The 22,997-nt window shown below is 43.1% G+C and carries 32 protein-coding genes and 3 pseudogenes; 26 read left to right on the plus strand and 9 right to left on the minus strand.

Features of this window, described 5'->3' with window-relative positions; all coding sequences use genetic code 11:
* Positions 1 to 104: 104 nt before the first annotated feature.
* The 12 genes and pseudogenes from COP04_RS06700 to COP04_RS06750 all read left to right on the plus strand — a co-directional run bounded on the left by COP04_RS06700 (position 105) and on the right by COP04_RS06750 (position 6,947).
* A complete protein-coding gene (locus COP04_RS06700; RefSeq protein WP_100487266.1) occupies positions 105 to 992 on the plus strand; it encodes an SDR family oxidoreductase in 888 nt (295 codons plus the stop codon).
* Positions 993 to 1,073: 81 nt separating this feature from the next.
* Positions 1,074 to 1,472, plus strand: coding sequence for an SDR family NAD(P)-dependent oxidoreductase (locus tag COP04_RS20445; protein WP_204988029.1), 399 nt, complete (start codon positions 1,074 to 1,076; stop codon positions 1,470 to 1,472).
* The gene (locus COP04_RS20450) at positions 1,441 to 1,911 is read left to right on the plus strand and encodes an SDR family NAD(P)-dependent oxidoreductase (protein ID WP_204988030.1); all 471 of its coding nucleotides are present in this window, start codon (positions 1,441 to 1,443) and stop codon (positions 1,909 to 1,911) included. Before COP04_RS20445 ends, COP04_RS20450 begins: the two co-directional genes overlap by 32 nt.
* A 239-nt stretch (positions 1,912 to 2,150) precedes the next feature.
* Positions 2,151 to 2,537 carry an MBL fold metallo-hydrolase gene (locus tag COP04_RS06710; protein ID WP_100487267.1) on the plus strand — a complete coding sequence of 129 codons (387 nt, stop codon included), beginning with the start codon at positions 2,151 to 2,153 and terminating at the stop codon, positions 2,535 to 2,537.
* Between the two features lie 819 nt (positions 2,538 to 3,356).
* Complete coding sequence (locus COP04_RS20875; protein WP_476749549.1) at positions 3,357 to 3,533, plus strand: DUF961 family protein; 177 nt, start codon at positions 3,357 to 3,359, stop codon at positions 3,531 to 3,533.
* Entirely contained in the window at positions 3,530 to 3,733 is a 204-nt protein-coding gene (locus tag COP04_RS20880) for a DUF961 family protein (RefSeq protein WP_476749550.1), read from the plus strand. The genes COP04_RS20875 and COP04_RS20880 overlap by 4 nt, the downstream gene beginning before the upstream one ends.
* Before the next feature lie 20 nt (positions 3,734 to 3,753).
* Positions 3,754 to 4,149, plus strand: a pseudogene (locus COP04_RS06720) (YdcP family protein).
* Entirely contained in the window at positions 4,110 to 4,718 is a 609-nt protein-coding gene (locus COP04_RS06725; protein ID WP_157800208.1) for a hypothetical protein, read from the plus strand. Before COP04_RS06720 ends, COP04_RS06725 begins: the two are co-directional and overlap by 40 nt.
* 241 nt (positions 4,719 to 4,959) lie before the next feature.
* On the plus strand, positions 4,960 to 5,160 hold the full coding sequence (locus COP04_RS06730; RefSeq protein ID WP_100487269.1) for a helix-turn-helix transcriptional regulator: 201 nt from the start codon (positions 4,960 to 4,962) through the stop codon (positions 5,158 to 5,160).
* Positions 5,160 to 5,501, plus strand: coding sequence for a hypothetical protein (locus tag COP04_RS06735; protein WP_100487270.1), 342 nt, complete (start codon positions 5,160 to 5,162; stop codon positions 5,499 to 5,501). Before COP04_RS06730 ends, COP04_RS06735 begins: the two co-directional genes overlap by 1 nt.
* Before the next feature lie 16 nt (positions 5,502 to 5,517).
* Positions 5,518 to 6,111, plus strand: a complete 594-nt coding sequence (locus COP04_RS06740; RefSeq protein WP_100487271.1) for a hypothetical protein — start codon at positions 5,518 to 5,520, stop codon at positions 6,109 to 6,111.
* A 548-nt stretch (positions 6,112 to 6,659) separates the two neighbouring features.
* On the plus strand, positions 6,660 to 6,947 hold the full coding sequence (locus COP04_RS06750; protein WP_100487273.1) for a hypothetical protein: 288 nt from the start codon (positions 6,660 to 6,662) through the stop codon (positions 6,945 to 6,947).
* An 83-nt stretch (positions 6,948 to 7,030) separates the two neighbouring features.
* On the opposite strand, the gene pgsA is transcribed toward COP04_RS06750, so the two are convergent.
* The 4 genes from pgsA to COP04_RS06770 all read right to left on the minus strand — a co-directional run bounded on the left by pgsA (position 7,031) and on the right by COP04_RS06770 (position 10,609).
* Complete coding sequence (gene pgsA / locus COP04_RS06755) at positions 7,031 to 7,591, minus strand: CDP-diacylglycerol--glycerol-3-phosphate 3-phosphatidyltransferase (RefSeq protein WP_157800209.1); 561 nt, start codon at positions 7,589 to 7,591, stop codon at positions 7,031 to 7,033.
* A 71-nt stretch (positions 7,592 to 7,662) separates the two neighbouring features.
* Positions 7,663 to 8,454 (minus strand): alpha/beta hydrolase family protein, encoded by a 792-nt coding sequence (locus COP04_RS06760; protein ID WP_100487275.1) that lies wholly within the window; start codon positions 8,452 to 8,454, stop codon positions 7,663 to 7,665.
* Between the two features lie 201 nt (positions 8,455 to 8,655).
* Positions 8,656 to 9,516 carry a PhzF family phenazine biosynthesis protein gene (locus COP04_RS06765; protein WP_100487276.1) on the minus strand — a complete coding sequence of 287 codons (861 nt, stop codon included), beginning with the start codon at positions 9,514 to 9,516 and terminating at the stop codon, positions 8,656 to 8,658.
* 232 nt (positions 9,517 to 9,748) lie between these two features.
* Positions 9,749 to 10,609: a PhzF family phenazine biosynthesis protein gene (locus COP04_RS06770; protein ID WP_100487277.1), complete on the minus strand. Its 861-nt coding sequence runs from the start codon at positions 10,607 to 10,609 to the stop codon at positions 9,749 to 9,751.
* A 222-nt stretch (positions 10,610 to 10,831) separates the two neighbouring features.
* Between COP04_RS06770 and COP04_RS20120 the strand changes: the two genes are divergently transcribed.
* The 7 genes and pseudogenes from COP04_RS20120 to COP04_RS20890 all read left to right on the plus strand — a co-directional run bounded on the left by COP04_RS20120 (position 10,832) and on the right by COP04_RS20890 (position 16,066).
* Positions 10,832 to 11,311: a plasmid recombination protein gene (locus COP04_RS20120; RefSeq protein ID WP_204988031.1), complete on the plus strand. Its 480-nt coding sequence runs from the start codon at positions 10,832 to 10,834 to the stop codon at positions 11,309 to 11,311.
* Positions 11,199 to 12,044: a plasmid recombination protein gene (locus tag COP04_RS06775; RefSeq protein WP_420852781.1), complete on the plus strand. Its 846-nt coding sequence runs from the start codon at positions 11,199 to 11,201 to the stop codon at positions 12,042 to 12,044. Before COP04_RS20120 ends, COP04_RS06775 begins: the two co-directional genes overlap by 113 nt.
* 665 nt (positions 12,045 to 12,709) lie before the next feature.
* A complete protein-coding gene (locus tag COP04_RS06785; RefSeq protein WP_100487279.1) occupies positions 12,710 to 12,901 on the plus strand; it encodes a hypothetical protein in 192 nt (63 codons plus the stop codon).
* 83 nt (positions 12,902 to 12,984) lie between these two features.
* Positions 12,985 to 13,821, plus strand: coding sequence for a recombinase family protein (locus COP04_RS06790; protein ID WP_100487280.1), 837 nt, complete (start codon positions 12,985 to 12,987; stop codon positions 13,819 to 13,821).
* A gap of 94 nt (positions 13,822 to 13,915) precedes the next feature.
* The gene (locus COP04_RS20040) at positions 13,916 to 14,641 is read left to right on the plus strand and encodes a DUF4368 domain-containing protein (protein WP_193437398.1); all 726 of its coding nucleotides are present in this window, start codon (positions 13,916 to 13,918) and stop codon (positions 14,639 to 14,641) included.
* A gap of 439 nt (positions 14,642 to 15,080) precedes the next feature.
* The gene (locus COP04_RS20885) at positions 15,081 to 15,500 is read left to right on the plus strand and encodes a reverse transcriptase family protein (RefSeq protein WP_162297059.1); all 420 of its coding nucleotides are present in this window, start codon (positions 15,081 to 15,083) and stop codon (positions 15,498 to 15,500) included.
* Positions 15,484 to 16,066 (plus strand): annotated as a pseudogene (locus COP04_RS20890) (reverse transcriptase domain-containing protein). The gene COP04_RS20885 and the pseudogene COP04_RS20890 overlap by 17 nt, the downstream one beginning before the upstream one ends.
* A 367-nt stretch (positions 16,067 to 16,433) precedes the next feature.
* On the opposite strand, the pseudogene COP04_RS20455 reads toward COP04_RS20890, so the two are convergent.
* Positions 16,434 to 16,628: pseudogene (locus COP04_RS20455) on the minus strand (mercury(II) reductase); the annotation flags it as partial.
* 137 nt (positions 16,629 to 16,765) lie between these two features.
* Complete coding sequence (locus COP04_RS06810) at positions 16,766 to 17,965, minus strand: right-handed parallel beta-helix repeat-containing protein (RefSeq protein ID WP_157800210.1); 1,200 nt, start codon at positions 17,963 to 17,965, stop codon at positions 16,766 to 16,768.
* Between the two features lie 16 nt (positions 17,966 to 17,981).
* Between COP04_RS06810 and COP04_RS06815 the strand changes: the two genes are divergently transcribed.
* A complete protein-coding gene (locus COP04_RS06815) occupies positions 17,982 to 18,179 on the plus strand; it encodes a hypothetical protein (RefSeq protein ID WP_157800211.1) in 198 nt (65 codons plus the stop codon).
* 100 nt (positions 18,180 to 18,279) lie between these two features.
* Here COP04_RS06815 and COP04_RS06820 read toward each other — a convergent pair whose 3' ends face one another.
* Positions 18,280 to 18,714: a hypothetical protein gene (locus tag COP04_RS06820; protein ID WP_100487283.1), complete on the minus strand. Its 435-nt coding sequence runs from the start codon at positions 18,712 to 18,714 to the stop codon at positions 18,280 to 18,282.
* Positions 18,715 to 19,154: 440 nt separating this feature from the next.
* On the opposite strand from COP04_RS06820, the gene COP04_RS06825 reads away from it, so the two are divergent.
* The 6 genes from COP04_RS06825 to COP04_RS06845 all read left to right on the plus strand — a co-directional run bounded on the left by COP04_RS06825 (position 19,155) and on the right by COP04_RS06845 (position 21,805).
* Entirely contained in the window at positions 19,155 to 19,427 is a 273-nt protein-coding gene (locus tag COP04_RS06825; protein ID WP_100487284.1) for a glycoside hydrolase family 36 N-terminal domain-containing protein, read from the plus strand.
* A 67-nt stretch (positions 19,428 to 19,494) separates the two neighbouring features.
* Positions 19,495 to 19,629, plus strand: a complete 135-nt coding sequence (locus COP04_RS20460; protein WP_275656859.1) for a hypothetical protein — start codon at positions 19,495 to 19,497, stop codon at positions 19,627 to 19,629.
* A gap of 43 nt (positions 19,630 to 19,672) precedes the next feature.
* On the plus strand, positions 19,673 to 20,104 hold the full coding sequence (tnpA, locus tag COP04_RS06830; RefSeq protein ID WP_100486376.1) for an IS200/IS605 family transposase: 432 nt from the start codon (positions 19,673 to 19,675) through the stop codon (positions 20,102 to 20,104).
* A gap of 86 nt (positions 20,105 to 20,190) precedes the next feature.
* Positions 20,191 to 20,424 carry a glycoside hydrolase family 36 N-terminal domain-containing protein gene (locus tag COP04_RS20725; protein ID WP_157800212.1) on the plus strand — a complete coding sequence of 78 codons (234 nt, stop codon included), beginning with the start codon at positions 20,191 to 20,193 and terminating at the stop codon, positions 20,422 to 20,424.
* A gap of 638 nt (positions 20,425 to 21,062) precedes the next feature.
* Complete coding sequence (locus COP04_RS06840; RefSeq protein WP_100487286.1) at positions 21,063 to 21,434, plus strand: GH25 family lysozyme; 372 nt, start codon at positions 21,063 to 21,065, stop codon at positions 21,432 to 21,434.
* Positions 21,431 to 21,805, plus strand: a complete 375-nt coding sequence (locus COP04_RS06845; RefSeq protein WP_100487287.1) for an SH3 domain-containing protein — start codon at positions 21,431 to 21,433, stop codon at positions 21,803 to 21,805. The genes COP04_RS06840 and COP04_RS06845 overlap by 4 nt, the downstream gene beginning before the upstream one ends.
* Positions 21,806 to 21,890: 85 nt before the next feature.
* Here the strand turns inward: COP04_RS06845 and COP04_RS06850 are convergent, their stop codons facing one another.
* Both COP04_RS06850 and COP04_RS06855 read right to left on the minus strand, forming a co-directional pair.
* Complete coding sequence (locus tag COP04_RS06850) at positions 21,891 to 22,346, minus strand: hypothetical protein (RefSeq protein ID WP_100487288.1); 456 nt, start codon at positions 22,344 to 22,346, stop codon at positions 21,891 to 21,893.
* Positions 22,322 to 22,825 (minus strand): hypothetical protein, encoded by a 504-nt coding sequence (locus tag COP04_RS06855; protein ID WP_157800214.1) that lies wholly within the window; start codon positions 22,823 to 22,825, stop codon positions 22,322 to 22,324. The genes COP04_RS06850 and COP04_RS06855 overlap by 25 nt, the downstream gene beginning before the upstream one ends.
* Between the last annotated feature and the right edge of the window lie 172 nt (positions 22,826 to 22,997).

The raw sequence follows: 22,997 nt of genomic DNA on the forward strand, positions 1-22,997 counted from the left end.
GGAAATGAACACAAGGCTCTCAGACAATAAAATACGACAACAGACGTTAACGGAGCCATGTATTTAAGCAAAATATATCACCCGCTTTGGAGGAGGAAAAAACAATGAAAATATTAGTCACAGGAGCAACAGGAAAGTTAGGTTCAAAAGTTGTTGAGACGCTTTTAAAAACGATACCGGCAGATCAATTAGCCGTCAGTGTTCGAAATCCTGATAAAGCAGAAGAATTGAAAGCACGCGGAGTCGAAGTCCGGCAGGGTGACTTTGATAAACCGGATACACTGGATGTTGCTTTCTCAGGAATTGACAGGCTATTGCTAATATCTTCATCGGAGGTGCGGCTTGGCGGTGATGAAATAAGAATGAGGCAACACATGAATGCGGTTGCTGCCGCAGAGCGCGCCAAAGTTAAGTTTATTGCTTTTACCAGCGCGAACAAAGCAAATGACAGTAACTTTTTCCTTGCTCCGGTCTATAAAGCTACGGAAGCTGCCATTGTAAAAACAGGTATCCCTTATTCATTTTTGAGGAACAACTGGTATCTGGAAAACGAAATTGGAAGCATTCAGGGGGCTATGGCGGGTGCTCCATGGGTCACAGTGACTGGAGATGGAAAGGTAGGCTGGGTGCTTCGGCAGGATTTGGCTGAGGCCGCTGCTGTCGTGCTGACTGGAAGCGGACATGAAAACACCACTTACGAGCTTTCCGGAAAACTTATGACACATCGGGAATTAGTTTCTGTTCTTGAAACAGCATTAGGAAAGAAGATCTCTTTTCAGCAGGTTGATGATGAGACTTATGCTCAGTTGATGAAAGATGCTGGAATACCAAAAGACTTTCTTCCTTTACTTATAAAGATACAAAAAGGCATTCGCGAAGGTGGATTAGCGATTGAAAGCGACGATTTGGAGAAATTGCTTGGTCGTCCTGTTACACCAATAAAGGAGGCTTTGATCCAGATAGTTAACCAGATATCCCATTCAGAAGATTAACCACCACATAATAAACAGGTACAGAGTTGCACGTTGAATGAAAGGACAGCAATAAATTAATCTTAGAAAGGATTGACGAAAATGGATAAAAAAGTATGGCTAATAACAGGATGCAGCAGAGGACTTGGACTGGAGTTGTGCCGGACATTGCTGGAAAACGATCAGTTTGTGGTAGCCACCAGCCGCAGAAAAGAAATCCTGATTGAAAAAATAGGAGCTGAAAATGATGCATTCTTACCTGTTGCCTTGAATTTGAATGACGAGGACGACATTAAACAAAAGGTGGAGCTTGCTAAAAATAAATTTGGCCGTATTGACGTTTTAGTTAACAACGCGGGGTATCAGCACTTGGGAACCATTGAGGATTCTAGTGATAAAGAGGTGAGAGCCTGCTTTGATGTGAATGTTTTTGCTACCTTAAATATGATCCGAAGCAATTGCTCCCATTATGCGTCAGCAACAGTCCGGACATATTTTTAATACTTCTTCCGTTGCAGGACTAACTGCAGACGCATTTGGCTCAATTTACAGTGCAACAAAATTTGCCGTAAATGCAATCAGCTACGGTACAGCCGCTGAGCTGAAGCCTTTTGGCATTCATGTGACAAATATCATTCCCGGATATTTCAGGACGGAATTTTTGAATCCAAATTCCTATTCTGTTGCCCATAGCAGCAGCCCTTATGCGGAGATGTTCACATTTGTTAACCAATTCCTAAAAGAGAAAAATGGAAACCAGGCCGGGGATCCACATAAGGCCGCTCTCTTATATTTGAAGGTGGCAAACATGGATAATCCACCATTGGATTTACCCATGGGAAGCGACGCTTATGATGCTGTTGTGGCTGTGTCAAATAAAAAAAAACAGAATCTCGATGCAGTTAAGGAATTGACATTGTCAACTGATTTTGACGTATGATTGTAAGCGTCAAATAATGGCCACCTTGCATAAATAATCCCCACCTGAGTCAAGCTCAGATGGGGATTCCTATTTGTTTATAATAATATGACAATTTTCCGGGAGATCATCAGACCATGGGAGAATTCGGTCTAGTGAGGATGAGACTTCTGACACACTAAGAGGCCGCTAAGGCACTAGGGGAAAGTCCAAGTTATCAAGAACGTCAGGAACTAGAAGATCTACTTGGCGAATATTCAATGATCTTAAAGGACACGGAAAGGTTTAAATTAACATTACCAACGATTACTTTTGAAGATACGATCACTTTAAATGGAGCGAGGATGTATGCTGAATTTACCACCTATGGTGGAGGTTATACAAACAGTGATTCTTTTCTCTATCTCCAAAAGGAGCAAGTTATTTTCTTAGCAGATCTTATGCATATCGGATATCACGCTGATTTCAGACAGGGGAATGTGGATCAGTGGATGAGTATACTTAAAAAAGTTAAAAATCTAAATCAAAAAAGTCGTTTCTGGTCATGGCGGAATTGGAACAGCAAAAGATTTAGACGCTATGATCGATTACCTTTACACGATCAAACAAATTGCGGTAGATTGGGGGCAACCTGGGGGTACTATTGAAAATATAAATGAAATCGATATACCAAAAAGATATGCTTCCTATGGTGCGCCAAGTATCTTCCATTACAATATCAAATCCCTTCTGGAAAAGGGAATATGATCAAACAATTCATATAAACTGCTGAGAAATGAAGAGATTACAGGGAAAGCTCTCGATTACTTTCAATTGAGAACATATGAACCGATTATTAATCAGCTTAGTACCTTGAACAACAGGGTTTGTCACGTTTTTGAATGGTAAGATCATTTAAGGAAGATTTTAGTTTTTTGCTCTGCAGCTATACATTATTCAGCTATGTCACCATCCAAAACCTTTTTAAGCCTGTCTTGCATCTTTAACTCGCTCAAAATCCCGGTAAATCAACGTTCTACCTGCTAAACACGTTGATTACAAAAGAGTGGGCATAAAGTAGATACCTCGTTTGGCGTCGAAACGTTGATTTAACAGCATTTTTGGCAAAGGTAAAATGGATAAAAACACTTAAATTGATAAGGATCTCCGCCAGAATTCCGCCAAGAATCGGAGCCAGAGAACCATCAGTTCAAGGTTTGAAAGGTATATTTTGAAGAATATGCCTTCTTTTTTTGTCTTATTTTCCGCCAAGTCATTCTGTTTTCGAAAGGTACCCTCTTACTGTGCTACGAATTTTAATCAATCCTGTGCTGAGATGAGAAATCATTTCAGCATTTTTACTTCAAGTTTTTTGCGTTGGAAGGGATGTGGTTTTACCAAAGCATCCCGCTCTTTTCCCGACAAACTTTAAGTTTGAATCAGCTTATTAATCAAAACAAAATTATTTACAGAAAGGAAAATGATTTATGGAACTGAAACACATTATTCCAAACGTTGAAAAGACATTTGGAAACCTCGAATATGCTGGAGAAGGCAATGTGGAACAGCGCAGAGTAAATGGTCGCACGATGATCCTTTCCCGCAGCTACAATTTGTATTCCGACATCCAGCGAGCAGACGNAGCGCAGAGTAACGCACGATGATCCTTTCCCGCAGCTACAATTTGTATTCCGACATCCAGCGAGCAGACGATATCGTTTTGGTGTTGCCACCGGAAGCGGGTGAAAAGCATTTTGAAGTAGAAGAAAAGTTAAAATTGATCAATCCTCGAATTACCGCAGAGGGTTATAAAATTGGGGCTCGTGGTTTACAAATTATATTCTGCATGCAGACGATATGGTGAAAGCATAAGGAGGGCAAAAAATGAGATTAGCTGAAGGCATTGTGATTGATAAGGACAAGACGTTTGGCGCACTGAAATTCTCCGCACTCCGCCGTGAAGTGCGCGTGAATAATGAGGACGGCACAGTCAGTGACGAAATCAAGGAACGTACCTATGACCTAAAATCCCGTGGATAAGGGCAAATGATACAGGTCAGTATTCCGGCAGCCATCCCGTTAAAAGAGTATGACTATAATGCCGAAGTCGAATTGGTCAACCCAGGGGCAAATACAGTGGCCACCGCGACGTTCCGAGGTGCAGATGTGGACTGGTATATCAAAGCTGATGATATTCTTTTTATGAAAAATAATATGCTTGAAAAAAATGGTGAAACAACATGTCAATGTATGTTTTTAAAGATAAGCAGAGAAAGATAAAATTTTATGCCAAAGATGCAACAAAAGAAAATAGAGATATTCGCTTTTATTGTCCCAATCCTTATTGTGATGCCCATATGTATATATGTGGCGTAGATGGCTTGTCTGCCGCTTATTTCAGTGCTAATCGTCAAAATCATCCTCATATAAATGGCTGCTCGTATGGTTCTCCAAATAATTTTAATGCAAGTGAGTATGATGAGAATGCATTTGATTTTGAGAATGTTTTAGAAGCGTTAATGACTCCCAGTCAGTCAACCATAAGAAAAGAAACTCCAGGTCCGCATAAAACGGGTGATCCGACAAAAAAGCCATTTAGAACTATTAGACAAGTCTATGATATGTGTAAATCATTTGATCCAGCTGATACTTACAGTGGTGTTGAAATTGGACAAATGATTGTTGATGATAGAAGTGAGTATATGTATCCAAAAGGCGTCTTTCGCAAAAGGATTATTGAAGGACAGGCGAAGGGACAGTTTTACAATTCAATAAAAAAGGAAATTACAATTTCAGCGCCTATCAAAAGCAGAAAGTATTCCTTTGTTTTAAATGCGCAGGGTGCATAAGGAAGCATAGTTTAAACAATCAGTAGTATATAGATAGCCCGCAGATCGGCAATGTATAAATGCATTCATTTATGACAATGTGCCCTAGAACGAACGTTATGGAAAGAACAGTAGTATTCTTGACGTAATAGAGCGGAACTCATTGAATAGGCATTCAAAACAATTTACCTGTAAAGTTAGCTTGACAGCCACGGCAATGCGTATATAATAAAGTAAAGTGGGCTTGACAGGAGGTGCCTGCTTGGAAAATAAGGTAAGGGAATATAGGGGAAAATTTGGACAATCTCAAGGCCAATTGGCGGAGCTTGCAAACGTATCGCGTCAGACAATAAACTCATTGGAAACCGGTAAATACAATCCGTCTATTTTTCTTGCCCATAAACTTGCAAAGGTGTTTCATGTGTCAATTGAAGAATTATTTCTTTTTGAGGATGATGAGTAATGGATTTATTAATACTTTTGATTGGTACGATTTTACTTGTGATCAGTGCGGTTTTTAAGCTGGATATTCTTTTTATGGCAACATTTTTGGTCGCAGCCTTCAGTGATTTTATTAGAACGGCTATGATTCAAAAAAAGCAGGATGAACGGGCAGTCCTCATAAAATCAAAATCTGACGGCCTAACCTACTTTATTGTCTTTGGTTTGCTTGTCGTTATGTTGGGGGTGTCTGTTAAGCGGCCAGAACTTTTTCCAAGCATTCCACAAGTGTTAAGTATTATCATAACAGCTATCTGTCTAGTTCATTCACTGACGCTTTCCATATTCCAAAGAAAATACTAAGAGGAGACGATTATAAATGGGAAATTTCTTTGATGCACTGTATGATACGTTCAGCCAAACCGATTCGGACAATTTAAAAAAAATAGCCAGCCAAATCAGCGGGCAGTATAAAAGCGCAGGTGCATTGAAAGGTCAACAGATTTTGGTGGAGTATAGTGGAATTAATATTCTATACGATATTGTCACTATCAGTAAAGGCAACACAGTGGATACTCGGATAAGGGCCGAATTTAAGTCCCATGTTCAGTATCATCTTGTCATGAATACGAAAGTATGGCCGAACTTCTTTATCAACATATATGGTTGGAAGGCTGCCGCAGAGATTCACAAATATCCAAAGATTACGTTAAGTGATGAACTCTTTGGACAGTTGAGCATACATGGAACCAATGAAACAGTTACTGCAAGCCTGTTTGACGAAAAGGAAATAAAGCTTTTGGCCCACTCCAACATTCATACCTTTCAAATTCACTGCGATGGGGAGTCCGGAAAGCTCTATTCCATGATTTATGGTGGCATTAGCGATCCTGATGCTTTTTTAAGAATCCATCATATGGTTTGTTCGTTGATTGATCGAATGAAAGAGCAAACAATGCTTGACACCAACTAATTATTTGGTTGTTACAGAGTATATAAGCAGAAATTGCATTGTGGCATGTTACAAACCGTCATTTGGCAGATGATGTGTTACACATAAATAGAATCGTATAGCCAAAGCGGCAGTTTTGAAATGTAAAATCAAAGCCGCCGCTTTCCTTTTCAAAAAATACGATGGCGGAGGACGTAATAATTGCGCCCTTTTTTCCACAGGCGGCTTTGGAACAGGAGGCTTTTATGTTCCCGAAGTCGCTATTTTCCGTATGGGAGGAGCCGTTGCCTCGTCGTAACGGCTCGGCTTAGCTGACAGCTTAGCCCTCCATAATTTCAAAAAAGTCCTGAAAATCATGGGTGAATACTGCGCCCATCTTTCACTTAGCACCTTGCGGAAATTTTCAAGCATAGGTGCTTTTTTATATTCTTTTTTAATTACCAATTTAGAGGACAAGCTCCCGTATCATTCGGGCCAAGGCCCGAAGTTCTATATTTTCCCGGTTGCCGTTCCCCGCCGCACTCCGTTTCGGTCGCCTATCTACCCAAAACGAAACGGAGGAATTTAGTATGGCAACGATCAATTTGCGGAATATTTACCCATGGTTCAAAGAAGATACATTCGTTGAAGTCACGGACGAAATGTTTGAAGCTATGAAAGCCACCGACCGGCAGCAGGAGGCATACAGGCGGCGCACCATGAAAAAGCGGGGTGTGGCCACAAAGCCATGCCCCGCTTTTTCGCGGCCGTCAGACCGCAGGTCCCCCGCAGGGCGTTCCCCCTCGGAGAGCCCACGAGACACTTTGCCGCCAAGCGGAAAGTGTCTCGTGGGTCATATACTTCACGGAAGTATATGACCGCTACCTCTACCACGCGACTATAGATTGGAATTTGCTATGCTCCCATTTTGCTCATTTTGCAAAGTTGTTTTATCATAACATTATTTAGTAATGTTCTTAAGGGAAAGCCCATTTAATAAGTAGTCAACACCGGAAATAACTGAAAATATCGCCATAATCCATGACAAAACATTAGAAATTAACACATTGTACGGTTCTACAGAAGTAACGCCGATAACATGAAGTAATGGTAGGGCGAGAATTGCCATAATTGCAATTAGTTGAATAGCTGTTTTCAATTTTCCAGAAAATCCTGCGCCTACGACCGTTCCATTATTAGCCACAACAACTCTAACAGATGTTATAGTTAGTTCTCTGATAATTATAATAAACAGCGCAATAGGATTAGTCAGCCTCTGTGCAGTGAAAACAGCAAGTGCTGCAAATACAAGGAGTTTATCAGCTAATGGATCCAATATTTTTCCTAAATCTGTAGTTTGTTGATACTTTTTTGCTATATAACCATCGAGTTTATCAGTTAATGCTGCTGAAATAAATATTAGTAGTGAAATAAAAATTGATAAATTTTCGCCCATGAGTAAAAAAAACAAAAAAAATGGTATAAGTATAAGTCGTAATATTGTAATTTTATTAGCCGTCATCATATTATCCCTACATATAACACATATTTTATAAATAATTAGAACTGCTGGTTATGCTCATTATGTGAAGCTCAATAAACCAATTTGTTTAAAGAATCAATCACGGACTGCCATGCGGCCGAGAGTGGATCAATCAACATAAAATGATCGGTTTTAGGAAGTATCTTTAAATCGACTTGATCTTTTAAACCAATTGCCCTATGGTAATATTTCAGACTTAATTCAACAGGAACATCTACGTCTGAATCCCCATGAATTAATATTTGCGGAATCCTCACAGGTAATTGGTCTATGGGGGAGGCGAAGCGATAACGATCAGGAAATTCTTTTGGCATACCGCCCATCAGATTTTCGACGGGACTGTCAATTCCGTTTTGAGCATCTATTTCCCACATCTTCTCTAAATCTGAAACTCCGGCTAAACTTATCACGCCTTTTATGGGTATCTGCAGTAACCCGTCCATCATATCCTGATTCAGTCTATTGATTCTGGAAGCCAACCAGAGCGCTAAATGTCCGCCTGCTGAATGTCCGATGATAACCACATGGGAGAGGTCCAGCGGAAAATCCTTTTCGAGCTGAGACAGAAAGTTAACAGAATCCACCGCGTCGTGAAACGTTCCTTCCCATCCTCCACCGGGTTCGCCAACACGCCGATATTCAACATTCCAAGTTGCATACCCTCTTTTTGTAAGATCTTCATCAACGGGGCTGATTTCTTCAAGTCCATATTTTGCCTTCCAAAAACCTCCATGAAATGTAATGACTACAGGGCATTTTCCTGATGCGTCGGGAAGACGCAAAACGCCAAATTGAGAAGGCTGATTTCCGTATGTTAGTTTAATGAAAGAAGCTATCGCCATGAAAGGGCCTCCTAAATTTTTTGAGTGCTTTGCTATACAGTTTATAAATAATTTGATTTTGCTTCCTTCGCAGATTGTAAACATTATGTGCAGTTCGGAGAATGCTTTGAACTGCTGAGTTTGCTCATAATATTCCTACATTTTAAGATTGAGTCGCAGTTCTCGAATCGTTACCAATGCTATTGTTTTTTCATACACAAATTAATCTTTAAGCCAGCCACGTATCGAAATGACCGCACTGCCTCCAACACAAATTACTTTATCTAGGCCAATTCGGCTTTTTATGATTGAAGGTTTCCCCATACTTTCTCCCTGAATAAAAGTATTCTCATCCTGTTCTGAAATCCAACCTTGGCTGTGGAGATAATAGGTCAGCGCACCATTCGACGTGCCGGTTGCTGCCTCTTCGTCAATTCCATAAAGCGGAGCAAAATTTCGGCATCGAGCCGTGACTTGGGCGGACAATTCAGGATAATACATATGAACACCAACCACTTGATGTCTTTTGGAAAGCCGGATCACCTCTTCCTTACTTTGAACAGAGTGTGTGAGCTTATCTATGCTGTCAACCGGCAGAAGAATATCTGATAAGCCTGTACTGACTATGCATGGCTGCAATGTTGCAGGCTTATCAGATATGCAAAGCCCGTAGGCCTGGTAGAGAGCGGAGGCTTCCTCATCAGATAATACTTTTATTAACTTGCCCGGCGCCATTCCCATCCAGATACAGTCCGGTTCTATTGTCACCGGAATTTCTCCTGCTGCTGTTTTAGCTGCATATTTGCCACATGGCAATGCTTTTTCCTCCCGCAGAGCCGTAAACGCAGAGATTGTGGCATGTCCACACAAATCAACTTCACCTTCTGGGGTAAAATACCGAATACCAAAGTGATGCGAATCGATTCTTTTCACAAACGCCGTTTCAGAATGCTTCAGTTCCGCGGCAATTTGTTGCATCAGGGCAGCGTCTGGGAAGTCTGCCGTTCTGTCCAGCAAGACAACACCGGCCTGATTTCCCCCATAAATATGTTCGGCAAATGCATCCACGATGTATAATTCCATTTGTTAACCTCTCTTGTTAAATTTTTAAGATGGAACATCTATTTTTATGAAAAGTGAAAACAAAAGCGAATGAATAATATCACGCCTTTTTCCTTTTTATATTTTCATAGTAAGAGCTTCTTTAAATGCTTTATTATCCATTATATAAATAATGAGAAGTTCGTTTTCGCTTTCAAAAGCACACGGTACTAGACTTATATGCAGTTCAGAGGACTCTTTGAACTTTGCGGTATTAAATTACAAGAAAACTTCCGGAAGCAAAAAATGCTACGTCACCGCTTATAAATACTTCGTCCGTTGCGGATTTTGTAGAAACCCAGGTTTGAATGATACTGGGCCTTTTAACAAAGCGCCCTTGGTGTATTTCTATAATCTTATTTTTCTCAACAAGCTTATGTTCTACAAGGTAGGCACATAACGGGCCTGCAGCGCTACCTGTTGCGACGTCTTCAACCATTCCGAAGTTATCCCACGTTCTGCATTCCAAACTTTGTGTGTCATAGACATAAACAAACTTCGCTCCGAATTCACTCAAAAAATCTTCAAAGCGATTCATTACAATTTTAGCATGGTCTAAACCACTTGTTAACGGTACCAATAAATATGGCAAACCAGTTGACACAACTTCAATTGGGGACTTCATGTCGATGTCATTTTCGCACAAGTTTACAGACTTGGCAATTCTGTTGTAGTGCTTTTTATTCACTCGCTCTAAGAATTGCGGGGTACCCTGATTCATTGTAACATTGTAAACTCCGTTTTTAACTTTAGATAATATTGTTAATTTCCTTCCTTGCAAATCTACTTTTATTTCGATTGCTTCCATTGAAGAGAAGTATATGCTATGTAGAACTGCTCCTAAACCAACTATAGGGTGACCAGCAAAGTTCAATTCTTCATCTGTCGTAAAAATGCGAACGGGAAACGAACCATCTGCGCTCCGTTTAAAAACAAATACTGTTTCAAATTGATTAAATTCTCTGGCTATATTAAGTAATTGATCATAATCGCATTTTGGATCTGCAAAAACAACAGTTAATCCATTTCCTTTCATTGCTTCTGACGAGAAAACATCCACATGAAAATATTTCATAGTATTTATCCTTTATATTTGATCTTATTGTACTTACTATGTGTTTATGTACCCCTGTTTAATATAAATAATGAGCATTTAATCTATAAGTATTATACAGCTTTTTCCTAAAATCCAGAATCATTATTCGACTTCGGGCCAACTTGGCCCGAAGTTCCTTTTTGCCCGAAACCCTATCAAAGAGTACCAGAAATATCACGGTAATTGATGGGAGGCCGTGTCATGCCTAAAATAGACAGGAGTATTGTCCGAAACGAAGCCTACCGCAAAACCGCCGTTGGTATCCGGGAACGGCACAACGAACGAAAGAATCAGGAGTACAGCAATCCGGATATTGTAAAAGACCGTTCCTATCTGAACATCCATTTCAAAAGTTGCGATGGAAGTTACGCCGAAACCTTTGACCGGATGCTTGCGGATGGCACCATCAGCAAGCGCGGACTACAGCCGGACGCAAAGGTGATCGACGAACTGATTTTTGATGTGAATACCGCCTATTTCTACCGCAATGGTGGCTACGAATACGCCAAAGAGTTTTTTTGCGGAAGCTTACCGTCTGGCGGTCAAGGAGGCCGGAGGCGAACAGTACATATTATCAGCCGTCATGCACGCCGACGAGCGCAACCGAGCCCTGTCGGAACAGTTTGGCCGGGACGTGTTTCATTACCATATGCACGTCGTATATATCCCCATTGTGGATAAAGAAATCAAATGGTCGAAACGCTGCACAGATTCGGCCCTCGTCGGTACGACAAAGGAAATTATCAAACAAGTCAGTCATAGCAAAAAGTGGCCGAAACTCAAAAGACTGGATAAGGGCGGAAAGCCTGTTTTGAGCAAAAACGGCAAGACAATTCTTGTCAATTCTTACTCACTCCTGCAAGACCGCTTTTTCGAGCATATGCGGGCGGCGGGCTATACCGATTTTGAGCGTGGGGAACGCGGCAGCACCGCCGAACATCTGGATGTTCTGGACTACAAAATTCAGCAGGAAGAGGCCAGTTCCGACGCTTTGAATCAGTCGATAGAGAAAAAGCAGGCGCAGCTTTCCGGCTTGCAGGAGAAAATCGCTGTTACCAAACAAACCACCGCCACCTTTTCCGAGATCAGCAGCATGACGAAAAAGACCATCGGCGGCAATGTCCAACTTCTACCCGCCGACTGGAAAACCGTGTCCGGCCTTGCCAAAAAGGGCGTGACCGCCGAAAGTGAAATAGCCGACTTGAAAAAAGAGCTTGCCGCTGCCCGACAGGACGCACAGATTTACAAATCCCGTTGGGAACGGCTCATGGAGGAAACAAAGCTGTTTCGGGAAGCCGTGAAACACGCGCCCCGGCTGGTAAAGGATTTTCTTACTTCCGTTTTCCGCAGACCTCCGGAAAAAGAGGAAACGGAACATCCCGCCAACCGGAGAGGCAAAGATGTGGAACGGTAATCACTTCGGACCAACTTGGCCCGAAGTCGCGCGTTTCCAGAGGCGTTCCCCCTCTGGAACTCTCCCCACTCGCCGTGTGGCAGAGGTTTCCGTTCAAAAGAACGGCAACCCTGCGGGTCAGTGTGAGGGCTCCGGCTTTTGTCAACGGGCTTTCGCGGCATATGCTCCGTCGCTGCGCTCTGTCCGCTATTCCACGTTCCCATTGACAACGCCTCCCGCCCTTGGAAAATACGTTCCTGTTTCTGTTCCTTGATTGAGGCCGGGGCGCGGGGGCAGGGCCACCGTAGAAGCCGACCGATTTCCACCAGACCAGCGGAGCAGATTTTGCCGTACAATGGCGCGGGCGAAAATGGGGCGGATTTCTCCTTGCTCTGTTCCCAGTTTTCGGCAAAGCCAGCACACGGCAAAAATCCGGTCTGTCAAGGGGGTAAGGGTGGAGATTTGCGATAGCAAATACTACCCGGCCCTTGACAGGCTGGATAGGCGCAGCGGCCCTATTGCCAGTGGGTTCTATGTCACGCTTTTAACCTTTCAGACCCGCATAAATACAGGCTTTTTCGGTCCTGTTTTCGGCTCGGCAATGGTTTTATACTGTCCACCTCCAAAACGGGCTTAAAATCGTAACATTCCCGTTCTTTCACACCCATTTCTGGAAGGAGTATTTCATGGAGAATCCCGTAAAAGCGAAAATTTCCGATTCCCCGACATTCTGCACGACAACAAGGAAAATCGGCAACACAGCCTTTCTTGTGACCTCCCGTTTGGGGCAGGAGGGCGATATTATTTCCACCTTCGCCCGCCTCGCTCAATATGAAACTGACGGAGCAAAGCCGGAGAATAACAGAAAACCCGTCTGATCGACAACCATGACAACAGGCGGTAAGGGTGCTACAATATAGGATACATTACCGTCTGTTGGCTGTCGGAAACAGAGGTTATGATGAACAGACAACCAAATGAAAAAATCAATTACCTGTATGGACGATTGAGCCATGAGGACGAATTGCAGGGCGATTCCAACAGCATTATCAATCAGCGGAAAATTCTCACCAAGTACGCCGAGGAAAACGGCTTCACGCCTTACGAATTTATCTATGACGACGGTTTCTCAGGAGCCGATTTTGAACGCCCCGCCTTTTCCCGGATGATGGAGGACGTGGAAGCCGGAAAGGTTGCCACGGTCATTGTCAAGGATATGAGCCGGTTTGGGCGCGACTATCTAAAATTCGGGTTTTACACTGAAATTGTATTTGCGGAAAAGGACGTGCGGCTGGTCGCCATCAATGACAACGTAGACACGGAGCGCGGGGAAAATGATTTTACCCCGATGATGAATTTGTTCAACGAGTGGTATGTAAAAAATACCAGCAAGAAAATCCGGGCCGTGTGGCAGGCGAAAGGCAAAAGCGGCGAACGCCTCGCCGTAATCCCGCCCTACGGCTACCGCAAAGATTCGGAGGATTCCAAACAGCTTGTCGTTGACGAGGAAAGTGCCGCCGTGGTGCGCCGGGTTTTCCGGCTGTCCGTGGAAGGGTACGGCCCCGCGCAGATTGCCCGGACGCTCAATAGCGAACACCTTTTGAATCCGAGCGCCTACAAGTACGAACACGGGATACTTTCCAAGGCCCGCCCCTGCAAAGACCCGTATTTCTGGAACACGACCACGGTACATAAGATTCTGGACGCTCCGGAATACTTAGGCGAAACCATCGATTTCAAAACGTGGTCGAAGTCGTACAAAGACAACCGCCCCCGCCTGAACCCGCCCGACAAGTAAATGGTGTTCGAGCATACCCACCTGGCGATTATCGACTCGGAAACGTGGGATATTGTCCGCGGTATGCGGGAACACAAGCGCCGCGCCCCTCGTTATGGCAATCCCGGTTTGTTCTCCGGCGTGGCCTACTGCGCCGATTGTGGGAGTAAATTGTATTATACACACACGGGCAATCAAAAACAAGTGGGGGACGCGCTATGAGGGCTCCTACAGTTGTTCCGAGTACCGCAAGAACGTACAGTATTTGCAAAACCGCAAATGCACTTGCCACTTTATCAGGGAAAGCCAGTTGGAACAGCTTGTTTTGGAAGAACTGCGGCAACTGCTCCGATATATCCCCAAGCATGAAAAGCAGTTCGCCCGGCTGGTAATGGACAGGAGCGTACAGGAGCAAAAGCGGGACACGGTGGCGAAGAAACGGGCTGCTGTCAAGCACCGCCAGCGGATAGTCGAGCTTGATATGCTGATTGAACGGCTGTATGTGGACAACGTTTCCGGCAGGGTGCCGGACGAACGGTATGAAAAAATGTCCGCAAAGTTTGAAGCGGAACAGGCTACATTGAAAGAAACGGTTGCCGCTCTGGAAAGCGAGATCGCCGGGGAAGAAAGCCAAGCGGTTAATGTGGACAGGTTTCTTTCCGTGGTTCGCCGCTATACCGAGATTGAAAAGCTGACCCCTGCAATCGTCCATGAATTCATCGACCGCATTATCGTATACGAGCCGGAACAGGCGCGGGGCGACCGTCGCCAGAAGATAGAAATTATCTACAACAATGTTGGCGCGGTTGACCGCCTCGCTTTGATGGGCTTAGGAGCCTGAAAACTGAATATTGGGCCGAGTGCCGTTTTTATAACGCCGCCGCCCGCCATGAGTTTATGCTTCCTTTAGGACACTGTCTGAAAGGCAAGGGTGTCCATCGTGAGGTGGAATCTGGAGGAAGCCGGAGGCAAACTCCTGAGGTGACGAACAGAAACTGGATACTAAGGCTGAATGGAGAGGGATAAGCCTGCGTAACAAGGTGAAGTCCGATACTGCCCGAATCTTCTACAGTAAATCCAGCACCTACATGGGAGGAAAGTTGTTATTCTTACCCGGGGAGATCTTACAAGGGTTCCCGACAAGAGGGAAGGCATTTCCCACAGGAACAATCGTGCCAGTGATGGTGCGATGAATTGTAAGAAGTCAGCAGACGCCGTAGTAGTCCGACAGGACGAAGGGCTGAACAATAGTAATCTTGGAAACAGTGGAGGTGTGAGCCATGCGACAACCACAGACAACATCAAAGGATGACTATCTATCGAAGAATAGGGTGGAACCCGAAGGTACGGTAAAAGTGTGCAGTATGACTCACGGTGAACCTGACGGAAGAGATGGTGTGCCTGATCTCATCACGAGAATCGCCGACCGACTAAACCTCAATCAAGCCTACAAGAAAGTAAAGGCGAACAAGGGATCAGCTGGGATCGATGGAATGACTGTCGATGAACTCTTTCCCTTTCTTATACGAAATAGGAATGAGCTTATCCAACAGATCAGGGATGGCTCGTACGAGCCACAACCGGTAAAACGTGTAGAAATTCCCAAACCCGATGGAACAAAAAGAAACCTTGGCGTTCCGACCGTGTGCGATCGACTGGTTCAACAAGCGATACTTCCAAGTGATGGAACGGATCTTTGATCCGACATTCTCGGACAACAGTTTTGGATTTCGAACAAACCGCAGTGCTCATGACGCGATGAAGCGCGCCAAAGCTTACTACGAGGAAGGATATAGATACGTGGTTGATCTTGATCTGAAATCCTACTTTGACACGGTGAATCATGATAAGCTGATGTACTGTGTGGAACAAAAGATTAAGGACAAAAAGATTCTCCGACTTATACGCAAGTTCTTGCGAAGCGGCAAATCTTTTCTCAAGCTGCAAAAAGAATTTCAGGGCTGGTCATATGACCTTCTGATCAGCAATACAACGATTGTGTTTACCCAACTCATTCTTCTGGTGTGGCAGAATCGCTGCAGTTCAGACGAACCGACACTAGGTGGCATGTTCTACGAGCTTTGCGATGAAATGAACTGGATTGGGCTGTTGCCCTGACTCTCAGCTGCTGGATCTTCTCCATGAAGCTCTAGCGGGGACCAAAAATACGATCAAGAAGTGGATCACTTGTCAACTCCAGCAATGGATTGACAGACTACACAACTATATCAAGGCTTACCTGCCAGAACTAAGCTGCGAAAGTTGAGAATGTAATTATAGATCCAATTTTTTATATTTTTGAGTTTGATTTTGATTTTTCTATATTGCAACCAATAGTTCTAACTGAGATCTTTTCCTCGTTTAAGGTTTTTATGTTTATTACTGCAATCTAACGAAAAGAAAAATATACTCTAACGCCTCTAAAGATAAAGTTGTGTTCAAGATCTTGAGGGAGGAACAATTCTTAAACGAATAAACGAATTGTCGTCCAAGTAAAAATTCGTGTCTTGACAATGGGGTCCACTTTACTTCATAACCATGGAGCCGATCCTGCTACATTAAGATAAAATGTTTCGGCCAGTTTCTACTTGTGCAGGTGAACGTCAGATTGTCAATATCTGTTGGCAGCAATGTTATCTTTCACAACAAGATAATTTCGATACAATTTTATCAAATGTCAGAGCTGCTAACTTCAACGCTTCTGCCATTGTTAAATAGGGTGCCAGACTTTTTTGTAAATCTTGAACGGTTTAACCATACTTGACAGCTAATGTTCCTGCATAAATTACGTCCTCAGCATTTTCGGCAGCAAGATGAACACCGAGGATGCCTCAGATTTGGCAAACTAAATTCTGAGACATCCTCGTAAATGGATTTAATTGATTAATTTTTTCACAGGTAAAAAGATCAGTGCTTCCCCCAATAGTTTGACTTTGAGATAGATATCATTATTAACACAACATCATTATTGCAATTCATAGGCCCCCAGATCCGGTGCGGCTCCAAGATAGGGTATCCCGACATCTACGCCTTTATCAATCAGATCACTGCCTGGAACCAAACGAGCAAAACCGTTCGATGGTAGACTGCCGTCTGCATTTCTTGGTGCTTCGGCATCAGCTGTTGCGATGCTTTCAAAATCGGCACTGTTCACCGTTACAGGTAGATTCCAGCTGTTATTTTCCTGCACGGCACCACTGTATAGTTTCACATCGCCTTTTGCTTCATCGAAGCTGACATTATTGATGAAGGTATGCGCTCCGCCCCGAGTTGGCGCAACGGCGAAATAAAATCCGTAGCCTGAATCAAAGGCTAGAGAGTTGTATATTTTAACGCCACCAAGAGCTCCGTCTGAGCCATTCTGGTCAAATGCCTTGTGGTTGCTGTTGACGCCATAGTTAATGTCGAAGGCGACACAGTTCTCAACAATGTGCTGACCATAGCTGGTACCTCCGCCAAGCTTAAATCCGCTGCCGTTTCCGGCCCAATTCGTTCCTGTATAGTTAAAGATGTTCTTGTCTCCATTATGCCATGTGTAGCAATGGTCGATTGTGACCGGATACTGGGCCATGTACAAATCCCAGCCGTCATCTGAGTTTTCCCATGAACGGCAGCCGTAGTTTCCTGTACCAGGGTTTAACTTACAGGAAAATCCATCCGCGTTTCCCCCGTCTCCTGTGGAACCGCCTTGGTCATAGTTCAGATAGGAGTCGCAATTGATAATTTTGTTATAGGCAGCCTTGCTTCCGTCATTTGAATCCGTTTTGTTTAATCCAATATACAATCCGCTGTCATTATTATTGTGCGTGACACAATTCTCCACGGTATTATAACTGCCATAGATTCTGATGCCCTTGCCTGCAGCGTGTTCCACTTCCAAACCTTTGATATACCAGTAGTTCCCATTGATTCTGATTCCAAATGATGCATTACCTGCACCTTCACCGGAAAAATCAAGTAACGGTTTCTCGCCGTTATAAGCAAAGATGTTAATCGGATTTCCTGCCGAACCGTTATTATTAAGATTAATCACAGACGACAAGTGGTATGTACCGCCTCTGACATAAATTGTTGTTCCTGGCGAAGCTATTGAAACAGCTTTTGAAATTGTAGCAAATGGTGCATCGATCGTTCCGGCGTTTGAGTCACTGCCTGATGGCGACACATAATATGCCGTGCTTGTGGCTGGTGTTGATGTACCGGATGAAGAGGATGACGGAGATGAGGCTGAGCTGGATGAAGAGGATGATGGTGCTGACGATGAGCTTGAAGAAGCGGATGCATTATCTGATACAACGACATCGTCAAACTCGGCGACTGATTTCGTTACCAGACCTATGGCTCCTGCCGTCAGGCTGCTGTCTGTGGTAGTCAGTTGAAGTGTGCCATCGACATAGACATAGACATTAATCGTGGAGCCTGACATCTCAAGCTTGATGGTATACCACTTATTTGTTTCGAAAGTGTAATTCGTGCTTACTAGTGTTGAAGCGGAACCATTGATTTTTTTTCTGATTCCAAAGCTTTACCGTTATACAAGGAAGCGGCATAGTAGTTATTTGCATCCTTGAATCTTCCGGCAATCAGCACTCTGTTTGAATTAAAATCGGTAACCTTCACTTTTGCTTCCACACTATAGTCCGTCCAGGATTGACTGCCGGCAGAAGTACGGCCCTCGGTGCTTGTACCTGTTTGTGAATAAACCTTTGTATCACCTGCTGGCTCCGTTGCATCCGTTGCCTGACTCCAAGTTCCGGCAGTTGACTTCCACTGACTCGTTCCGCTTTCAAAATTGTCATTGAAAGTCGATGTGGCCAGGGCATGCGGAACGCCAAGCGGGATTCCGATAACCATTAAGGTGAAGGCCAATGCAATAATGAGGAAAATGTTAAATTTTTTACCAATGATGCGCATAGTAACCCTCCAACTAAAGATAATTTTATCCTTCCACGACAAATATCGTCGGTACACTACTTTTGTTTATAGGCTCTAAGACCTGTTTTGCTCCTAATTCTATTTATAGACTAACAATGACCTGGTCCGTTAGTCTTCATGATACAGAAGGGACCTGCAATCATTTTCGCCCGGCAGGACACTCGAGTCCGGGCTGCCTTCTTGTCGTGGGTTGACAATGTCCCGGAGAAGTCAATAATCCAAATGTGGAAAGATATAAAAGAAAGTACATTGAAAGCGGACCTATTTTACAGCTGCAGGGTCTTGATTTTCTTAAACTTAATTTTTGCAGCGCTTTGATGCGTATTGTGCTGGGAATACGTAGTTAAGAATTATTGAAAGCGCATTCAATTTTGCTTGAATCCTTAAAAAGTACATAATTTAAAGAGAGGAAAAAGGCTATGATTATCTGGAATGAAAAGGAAAAACTGTTTCATCTGCAAACAAATGACACTAGCCTTGTTTTGCAACGACTAAGCACCAGTCATGTAGCCGTTGTCTATTGGGGGAGGAAAATCAACACGTCTTCGCTTTCATACGTGATCCGAGATATTAAGAGAGCAAGCTATCTCTCTGATACCGATCTAATCAAGGATTTTAAGCTGGAACAGATTCCTCAGATTCTGCCCGCCTTTGGAAATACTGATATGCGAACTCCTGCCGTCGAATTTTAATATGAAGATGGGTCAAAAATTACGGATTGGTGCTATAATTATCGCACAATAAAAAGAGGCAGTGGGATTGCCAACGGTGCTTGAGGTTGAGACACTTGAATTGTCACTGGTCGATCAGGTGAAAAACATTGAAGTAGTTCTGTCGTTTAGCTTACAAAAGCGGGGTCTAAACCCACCGTCTTTAGACGGTATCCGCTTTTAGCCTTATCTTTTCGTGTCCATACTTTTCAAAAGAGGTGAAAAGTATGGACGGTTATCAGAAAAGTGGTCATGCAGTCTACGATATCAAGTATCATGTGATCTGGGTGACCAAATACCGATATCAGGTGCTGCGAGGTCCAATCGCTGTTCGATTGCGTGAGTTGATCCGGCAGGGATGTGAGGCCAGGGGAGTCACAATCCTGCAGGGGAGCGTAGGCAAGGAACATGTCCATTTGCTGATTTCTTGTCCACCCAGCCTAGCGCCGAGTAAAATCATGGAGTATCTGAAAGGACGCTCATCCAGATTGCTTCAGGATGAGTTTTCAGAACTAAAAAAACGGTATTGGGGCCAGCACCTATGGTCCAGAGGTTATTTCTGTGCGACGGTCGGCAACGTGACGGAAGAAATCATCCGAAATTACATTGCGAATCAGTCAAATAAAGTCAAGGACGACATTTTCAAGATTGACGACTGAGTTCAGTCAGAATTCAGTGTGCTATGAGCACAAGGTCTTTCAGAAGACTTCAGTCTTTAAGTGGCGACTTTAAGTCGCAGACATTTATGTCTGAACCCACCTGCTTTAGCAGGTGGTCGTTTAGTGTTTTCGCTCACTATAATGCCATTACCGAGTCTGTGCGTGTCACGAACCATTCGCAAACCTCGATGCTTGTTAACCGATTAATGAGCGCGAATCTTGATTTTTTGGACGACCATTTTGATCTTCTCCATCTTTCCGGTGCGTGGGGAAGGAATATGAACATAGCCCTCACCTTTTTCAAGGTGGGGGCTATTTGACGCTTACCCTTTAAGAGAATTACATGCTAAATGTCAAACCTTTTAGATCGATTCCTTCAAAAGATTCCGTTTTGGATTCCGGATAAATTCCGGATGATGTTGTTCCAAAATGTTGATAAATGCTTGATATACTAACAATTCAGAGCTTTTTCAAACACGGACACCGTCTCCATTACGGTGTTGGTACACCATGACCAACACTCCCAAAAAAAATCCCTTTGTATAGGGATTTTTTAATACATACGATTCCAACGCAAAATGATACTTTAAGGGCAAATTGAGGGCAAGCTATTGCCGCAGTGCATGGAACGTCACGGTCTTGATGTCCAGCTTCTTGGCAAGGTCACGTAGCGCTTTGTTAACAGCTGTATTGGTGATTGGTTGGAATGATTTGTTTACAAACAACAAAAACAAGGTTATGTGGATTCAGGTTGCCCTTGTGTGCTGTGATGATCGTGGACTGTTCTGCCTTAAGATGTGTCATCCATTTAACCGTTTCATCATCAATATCAATAATTAGATATGTATCATCTGTGATTCCAGTAATTTCCTTTTCTGTAACTTTATCCGTACGAACAGCCCGGAAGAAGCGAAAGCTGAGGCTGAGTTTTTTATCTCACTAGCCAAAAGCCTACGGTTTGTCAAAAGAATCCCGGATTGCTCTGGACGTTGAAGTTCCGCTTGGTGGAGACATGTCTTACAATGCGCACGTATTTTTAAGTAATGTCTACGCGGCTGGTTATCAAAATGTCACTTGGTACAGCTATCAACCATTTATCGATGCACACCTAGACGAAAGCAAACTTCCGGTGAATCCGTGGAAGGTAGCTTATCCAACGAAAGCCGATCTAAACAAACCACCATTTAAGAATGTCGGAGCCTGGCAATATACAGACGGAATCAAGTTGGTAGGTATCAGCGGAACATTTGACTGCAGCGTGGACTATAACGGCGCGTTCACGTCCAGAGCACAGGCGAAGAAGGCTGTTCAGGAGCTACCAAGCCGATGACGCCGGTACAACTTGTGGATGCGAAAAAGATGGACAGCAGTTTTTTATGCCCGGGCAAAACTGGCCAAGCAGTACGGTATCAAGGCCTATGTCGGTACGGCTGGGTAGAACACTCAGTTACTGTCCTATCTGAAGTCCGGGAAGAAACCAGAGCAGGTGGCGGTGCACCGAAGCCGACATTCGAAAAGACAGAGCCTTATATCGTCGTCGCCAGCCTGCTGTATATCCGGAAGGCACCAAATGGTCCGGTCGTTGGCAAACTGAAGCAAGGACAACAGGTCGAAGTTGAAAGCATCAGTAACGGCTGGGCACAGATTAAGAGCGGTACCGGTCATGTGTACGTAGGGACGAAGCTTTTGAAGAAGAAATAACATAAAAAAATATCCGGCTATGCGGGGATACATATCGTCAAGCATTTAAAAGCTGGTCATTGACCAGCTGATACACGAGAAACTTTTAGTGAAAACCGCCAAATTCCATTTCATTTTTAACAAATTCATTGTTGGGATCTAGTTTTAAAACTTTTTGAACAATAGGTTTTGACTTCTCCTGGGGAACTAGGTGATAAGGGGCTACACTCAAAATAAGAAGATTTACAAGATACTGAACGTAATTTGGATCTTTTTCATTGCTTAATTCTATAGATCTTTTTGCATGAAACAGCGCACTTTGTGGGGCACCATCTACATAAACCAGATCAGTAATAAAAATATTAAAGAGAACTTCATGAAGTTCTGGAGTTTCCTTTTCAAGTAAAAGTTTTAATAAGACAGTATACCAAAATAAATTATTTATATCTTGATTAATATAACTACAAATTTCGTCAAATAATTCTTTGTAATCGATATTTCTGGCATAAATTAAGGATTTATTTAAATCATTTTCTTTTAATGCTTCATAAAGTTTTCCCATTTTAGGTTCACCCACGCAGTTGAAATGTGTGCCTTACCCTTAATTACTCGATATCGTACAGAAACTTTATGGCCTTTTATTTCAAGGTCATTTCTGTATACTTGAACTTTACGATTTTCCAGAACTCTATGCCCATTTCTCATGGCTTTCTCAACATAAGGTTGATCCCGATTTACAGGTTTCGCGATGTATCTCCATTTGTGATCATTACCTTTACTTCCCTCAATATGGTTCTGGTCACTGGTGCTTTTATCTAATTCTTTTATATAATATGGTTCACTATAACTTATTCTTTCTCTGCCACCACCACCTTCATCAAAACCTCCAGGCAATTCAATGGGACGGACTTCTCCATAATCTCCGTCTCCACCCGCGAATTCACTATCGTCTAGAGCATTTGCGGTACGCGGAAGAGATAGAGCAAAGAGCAACAAAATTGGAACGAATAACAGCAAAATATTTTTTTCGCAATAACACATCTTTGAAAAATTTTAATGATTCGATATTATCATTAATGAAATAAATTTGCATAAATATAATTTGGCACATTTTAACAAAAATCGACTATTATACAAAAAATCCCCACGCTGTAGCGTAGGGATAAGTGCAATGGGGGAGTAATCACAAGGATTGCTCCTAAATATTTTCTTC

The sequence above is a fragment of the Sporolactobacillus pectinivorans genome (assembly GCF_002802965.1).
GTDB classification, from domain to species: Bacteria; Bacillota; Bacilli; order Bacillales; family Sporolactobacillaceae; genus Sporolactobacillus; species Sporolactobacillus pectinivorans.

Excerpts from the sequence above, each read along its gene's own strand:
- COP04_RS06785 (WP_100487279.1), top strand. The coding sequence starts at position 12,710 with ATGGAGAATCCCGTAAAAGCGAAAATTTCCGATTCCCCGACATTCTGC.
- COP04_RS06735 (WP_100487270.1), top strand. The coding sequence starts at position 5,160 with ATGGATTTATTAATACTTTTGATTGGTACGATTTTACTTGTGATCAGT.
- COP04_RS20450 (WP_204988030.1), top strand. The coding sequence starts at position 1,441 with ATGCGTCAGCAACAGTCCGGACATATTTTTAATACTTCTTCCGTTGCA.
- COP04_RS20725 (WP_157800212.1), top strand. The coding sequence starts at position 20,191 with ATGTCTGAACCCACCTGCTTTAGCAGGTGGTCGTTTAGTGTTTTCGCT.
- COP04_RS06850 (WP_100487288.1), bottom strand. The coding sequence starts at position 22,346 with ATGGGAAAACTTTATGAAGCATTAAAAGAAAATGATTTAAATAAATCC.
- COP04_RS06770 (WP_100487277.1), bottom strand. The coding sequence starts at position 10,609 with ATGAAATATTTTCATGTGGATGTTTTCTCGTCAGAAGCAATGAAAGGA.
- COP04_RS06725 (WP_157800208.1), top strand. The coding sequence starts at position 4,110 with ATGTCAATGTATGTTTTTAAAGATAAGCAGAGAAAGATAAAATTTTAT.
- COP04_RS06855 (WP_157800214.1), bottom strand. The coding sequence starts at position 22,825 with ATGTGTTATTGCGAAAAAAATATTTTGCTGTTATTCGTTCCAATTTTG.
- tnpA (WP_100486376.1), top strand. The coding sequence starts at position 19,673 with ATGGACGGTTATCAGAAAAGTGGTCATGCAGTCTACGATATCAAGTAT.
- pgsA (WP_157800209.1), bottom strand. The coding sequence starts at position 7,591 with ATGACGGCTAATAAAATTACAATATTACGACTTATACTTATACCATTT.
- COP04_RS06825 (WP_100487284.1), top strand. The coding sequence starts at position 19,155 with ATGATTATCTGGAATGAAAAGGAAAAACTGTTTCATCTGCAAACAAAT.
- COP04_RS06700 (WP_100487266.1), top strand. The coding sequence starts at position 105 with ATGAAAATATTAGTCACAGGAGCAACAGGAAAGTTAGGTTCAAAAGTT.
- COP04_RS20885 (WP_162297059.1), top strand. The coding sequence starts at position 15,081 with ATGCGACAACCACAGACAACATCAAAGGATGACTATCTATCGAAGAAT.
- COP04_RS06765 (WP_100487276.1), bottom strand. The coding sequence starts at position 9,516 with ATGGAATTATACATCGTGGATGCATTTGCCGAACATATTTATGGGGGA.
- COP04_RS20040 (WP_193437398.1), top strand. The coding sequence starts at position 13,916 with ATGGCAATCCCGGTTTGTTCTCCGGCGTGGCCTACTGCGCCGATTGTG.
- COP04_RS06750 (WP_100487273.1), top strand. The coding sequence starts at position 6,660 with ATGGCAACGATCAATTTGCGGAATATTTACCCATGGTTCAAAGAAGAT.
- COP04_RS06710 (WP_100487267.1), top strand. The coding sequence starts at position 2,151 with ATGATCTTAAAGGACACGGAAAGGTTTAAATTAACATTACCAACGATT.
- COP04_RS20880 (WP_476749550.1), top strand. The coding sequence starts at position 3,530 with ATGATCCTTTCCCGCAGCTACAATTTGTATTCCGACATCCAGCGAGCA.
- COP04_RS06845 (WP_100487287.1), top strand. The coding sequence starts at position 21,431 with ATGACGCCGGTACAACTTGTGGATGCGAAAAAGATGGACAGCAGTTTT.
- COP04_RS20445 (WP_204988029.1), top strand. The coding sequence starts at position 1,074 with ATGGATAAAAAAGTATGGCTAATAACAGGATGCAGCAGAGGACTTGGA.
- COP04_RS20120 (WP_204988031.1), top strand. The coding sequence starts at position 10,832 with ATGCCTAAAATAGACAGGAGTATTGTCCGAAACGAAGCCTACCGCAAA.
- COP04_RS06790 (WP_100487280.1), top strand. The coding sequence starts at position 12,985 with ATGAACAGACAACCAAATGAAAAAATCAATTACCTGTATGGACGATTG.
- COP04_RS06820 (WP_100487283.1), bottom strand. The coding sequence starts at position 18,714 with ATGCGCATCATTGGTAAAAAATTTAACATTTTCCTCATTATTGCATTG.
- COP04_RS06740 (WP_100487271.1), top strand. The coding sequence starts at position 5,518 with ATGGGAAATTTCTTTGATGCACTGTATGATACGTTCAGCCAAACCGAT.
- COP04_RS06760 (WP_100487275.1), bottom strand. The coding sequence starts at position 8,454 with ATGGCGATAGCTTCTTTCATTAAACTAACATACGGAAATCAGCCTTCT.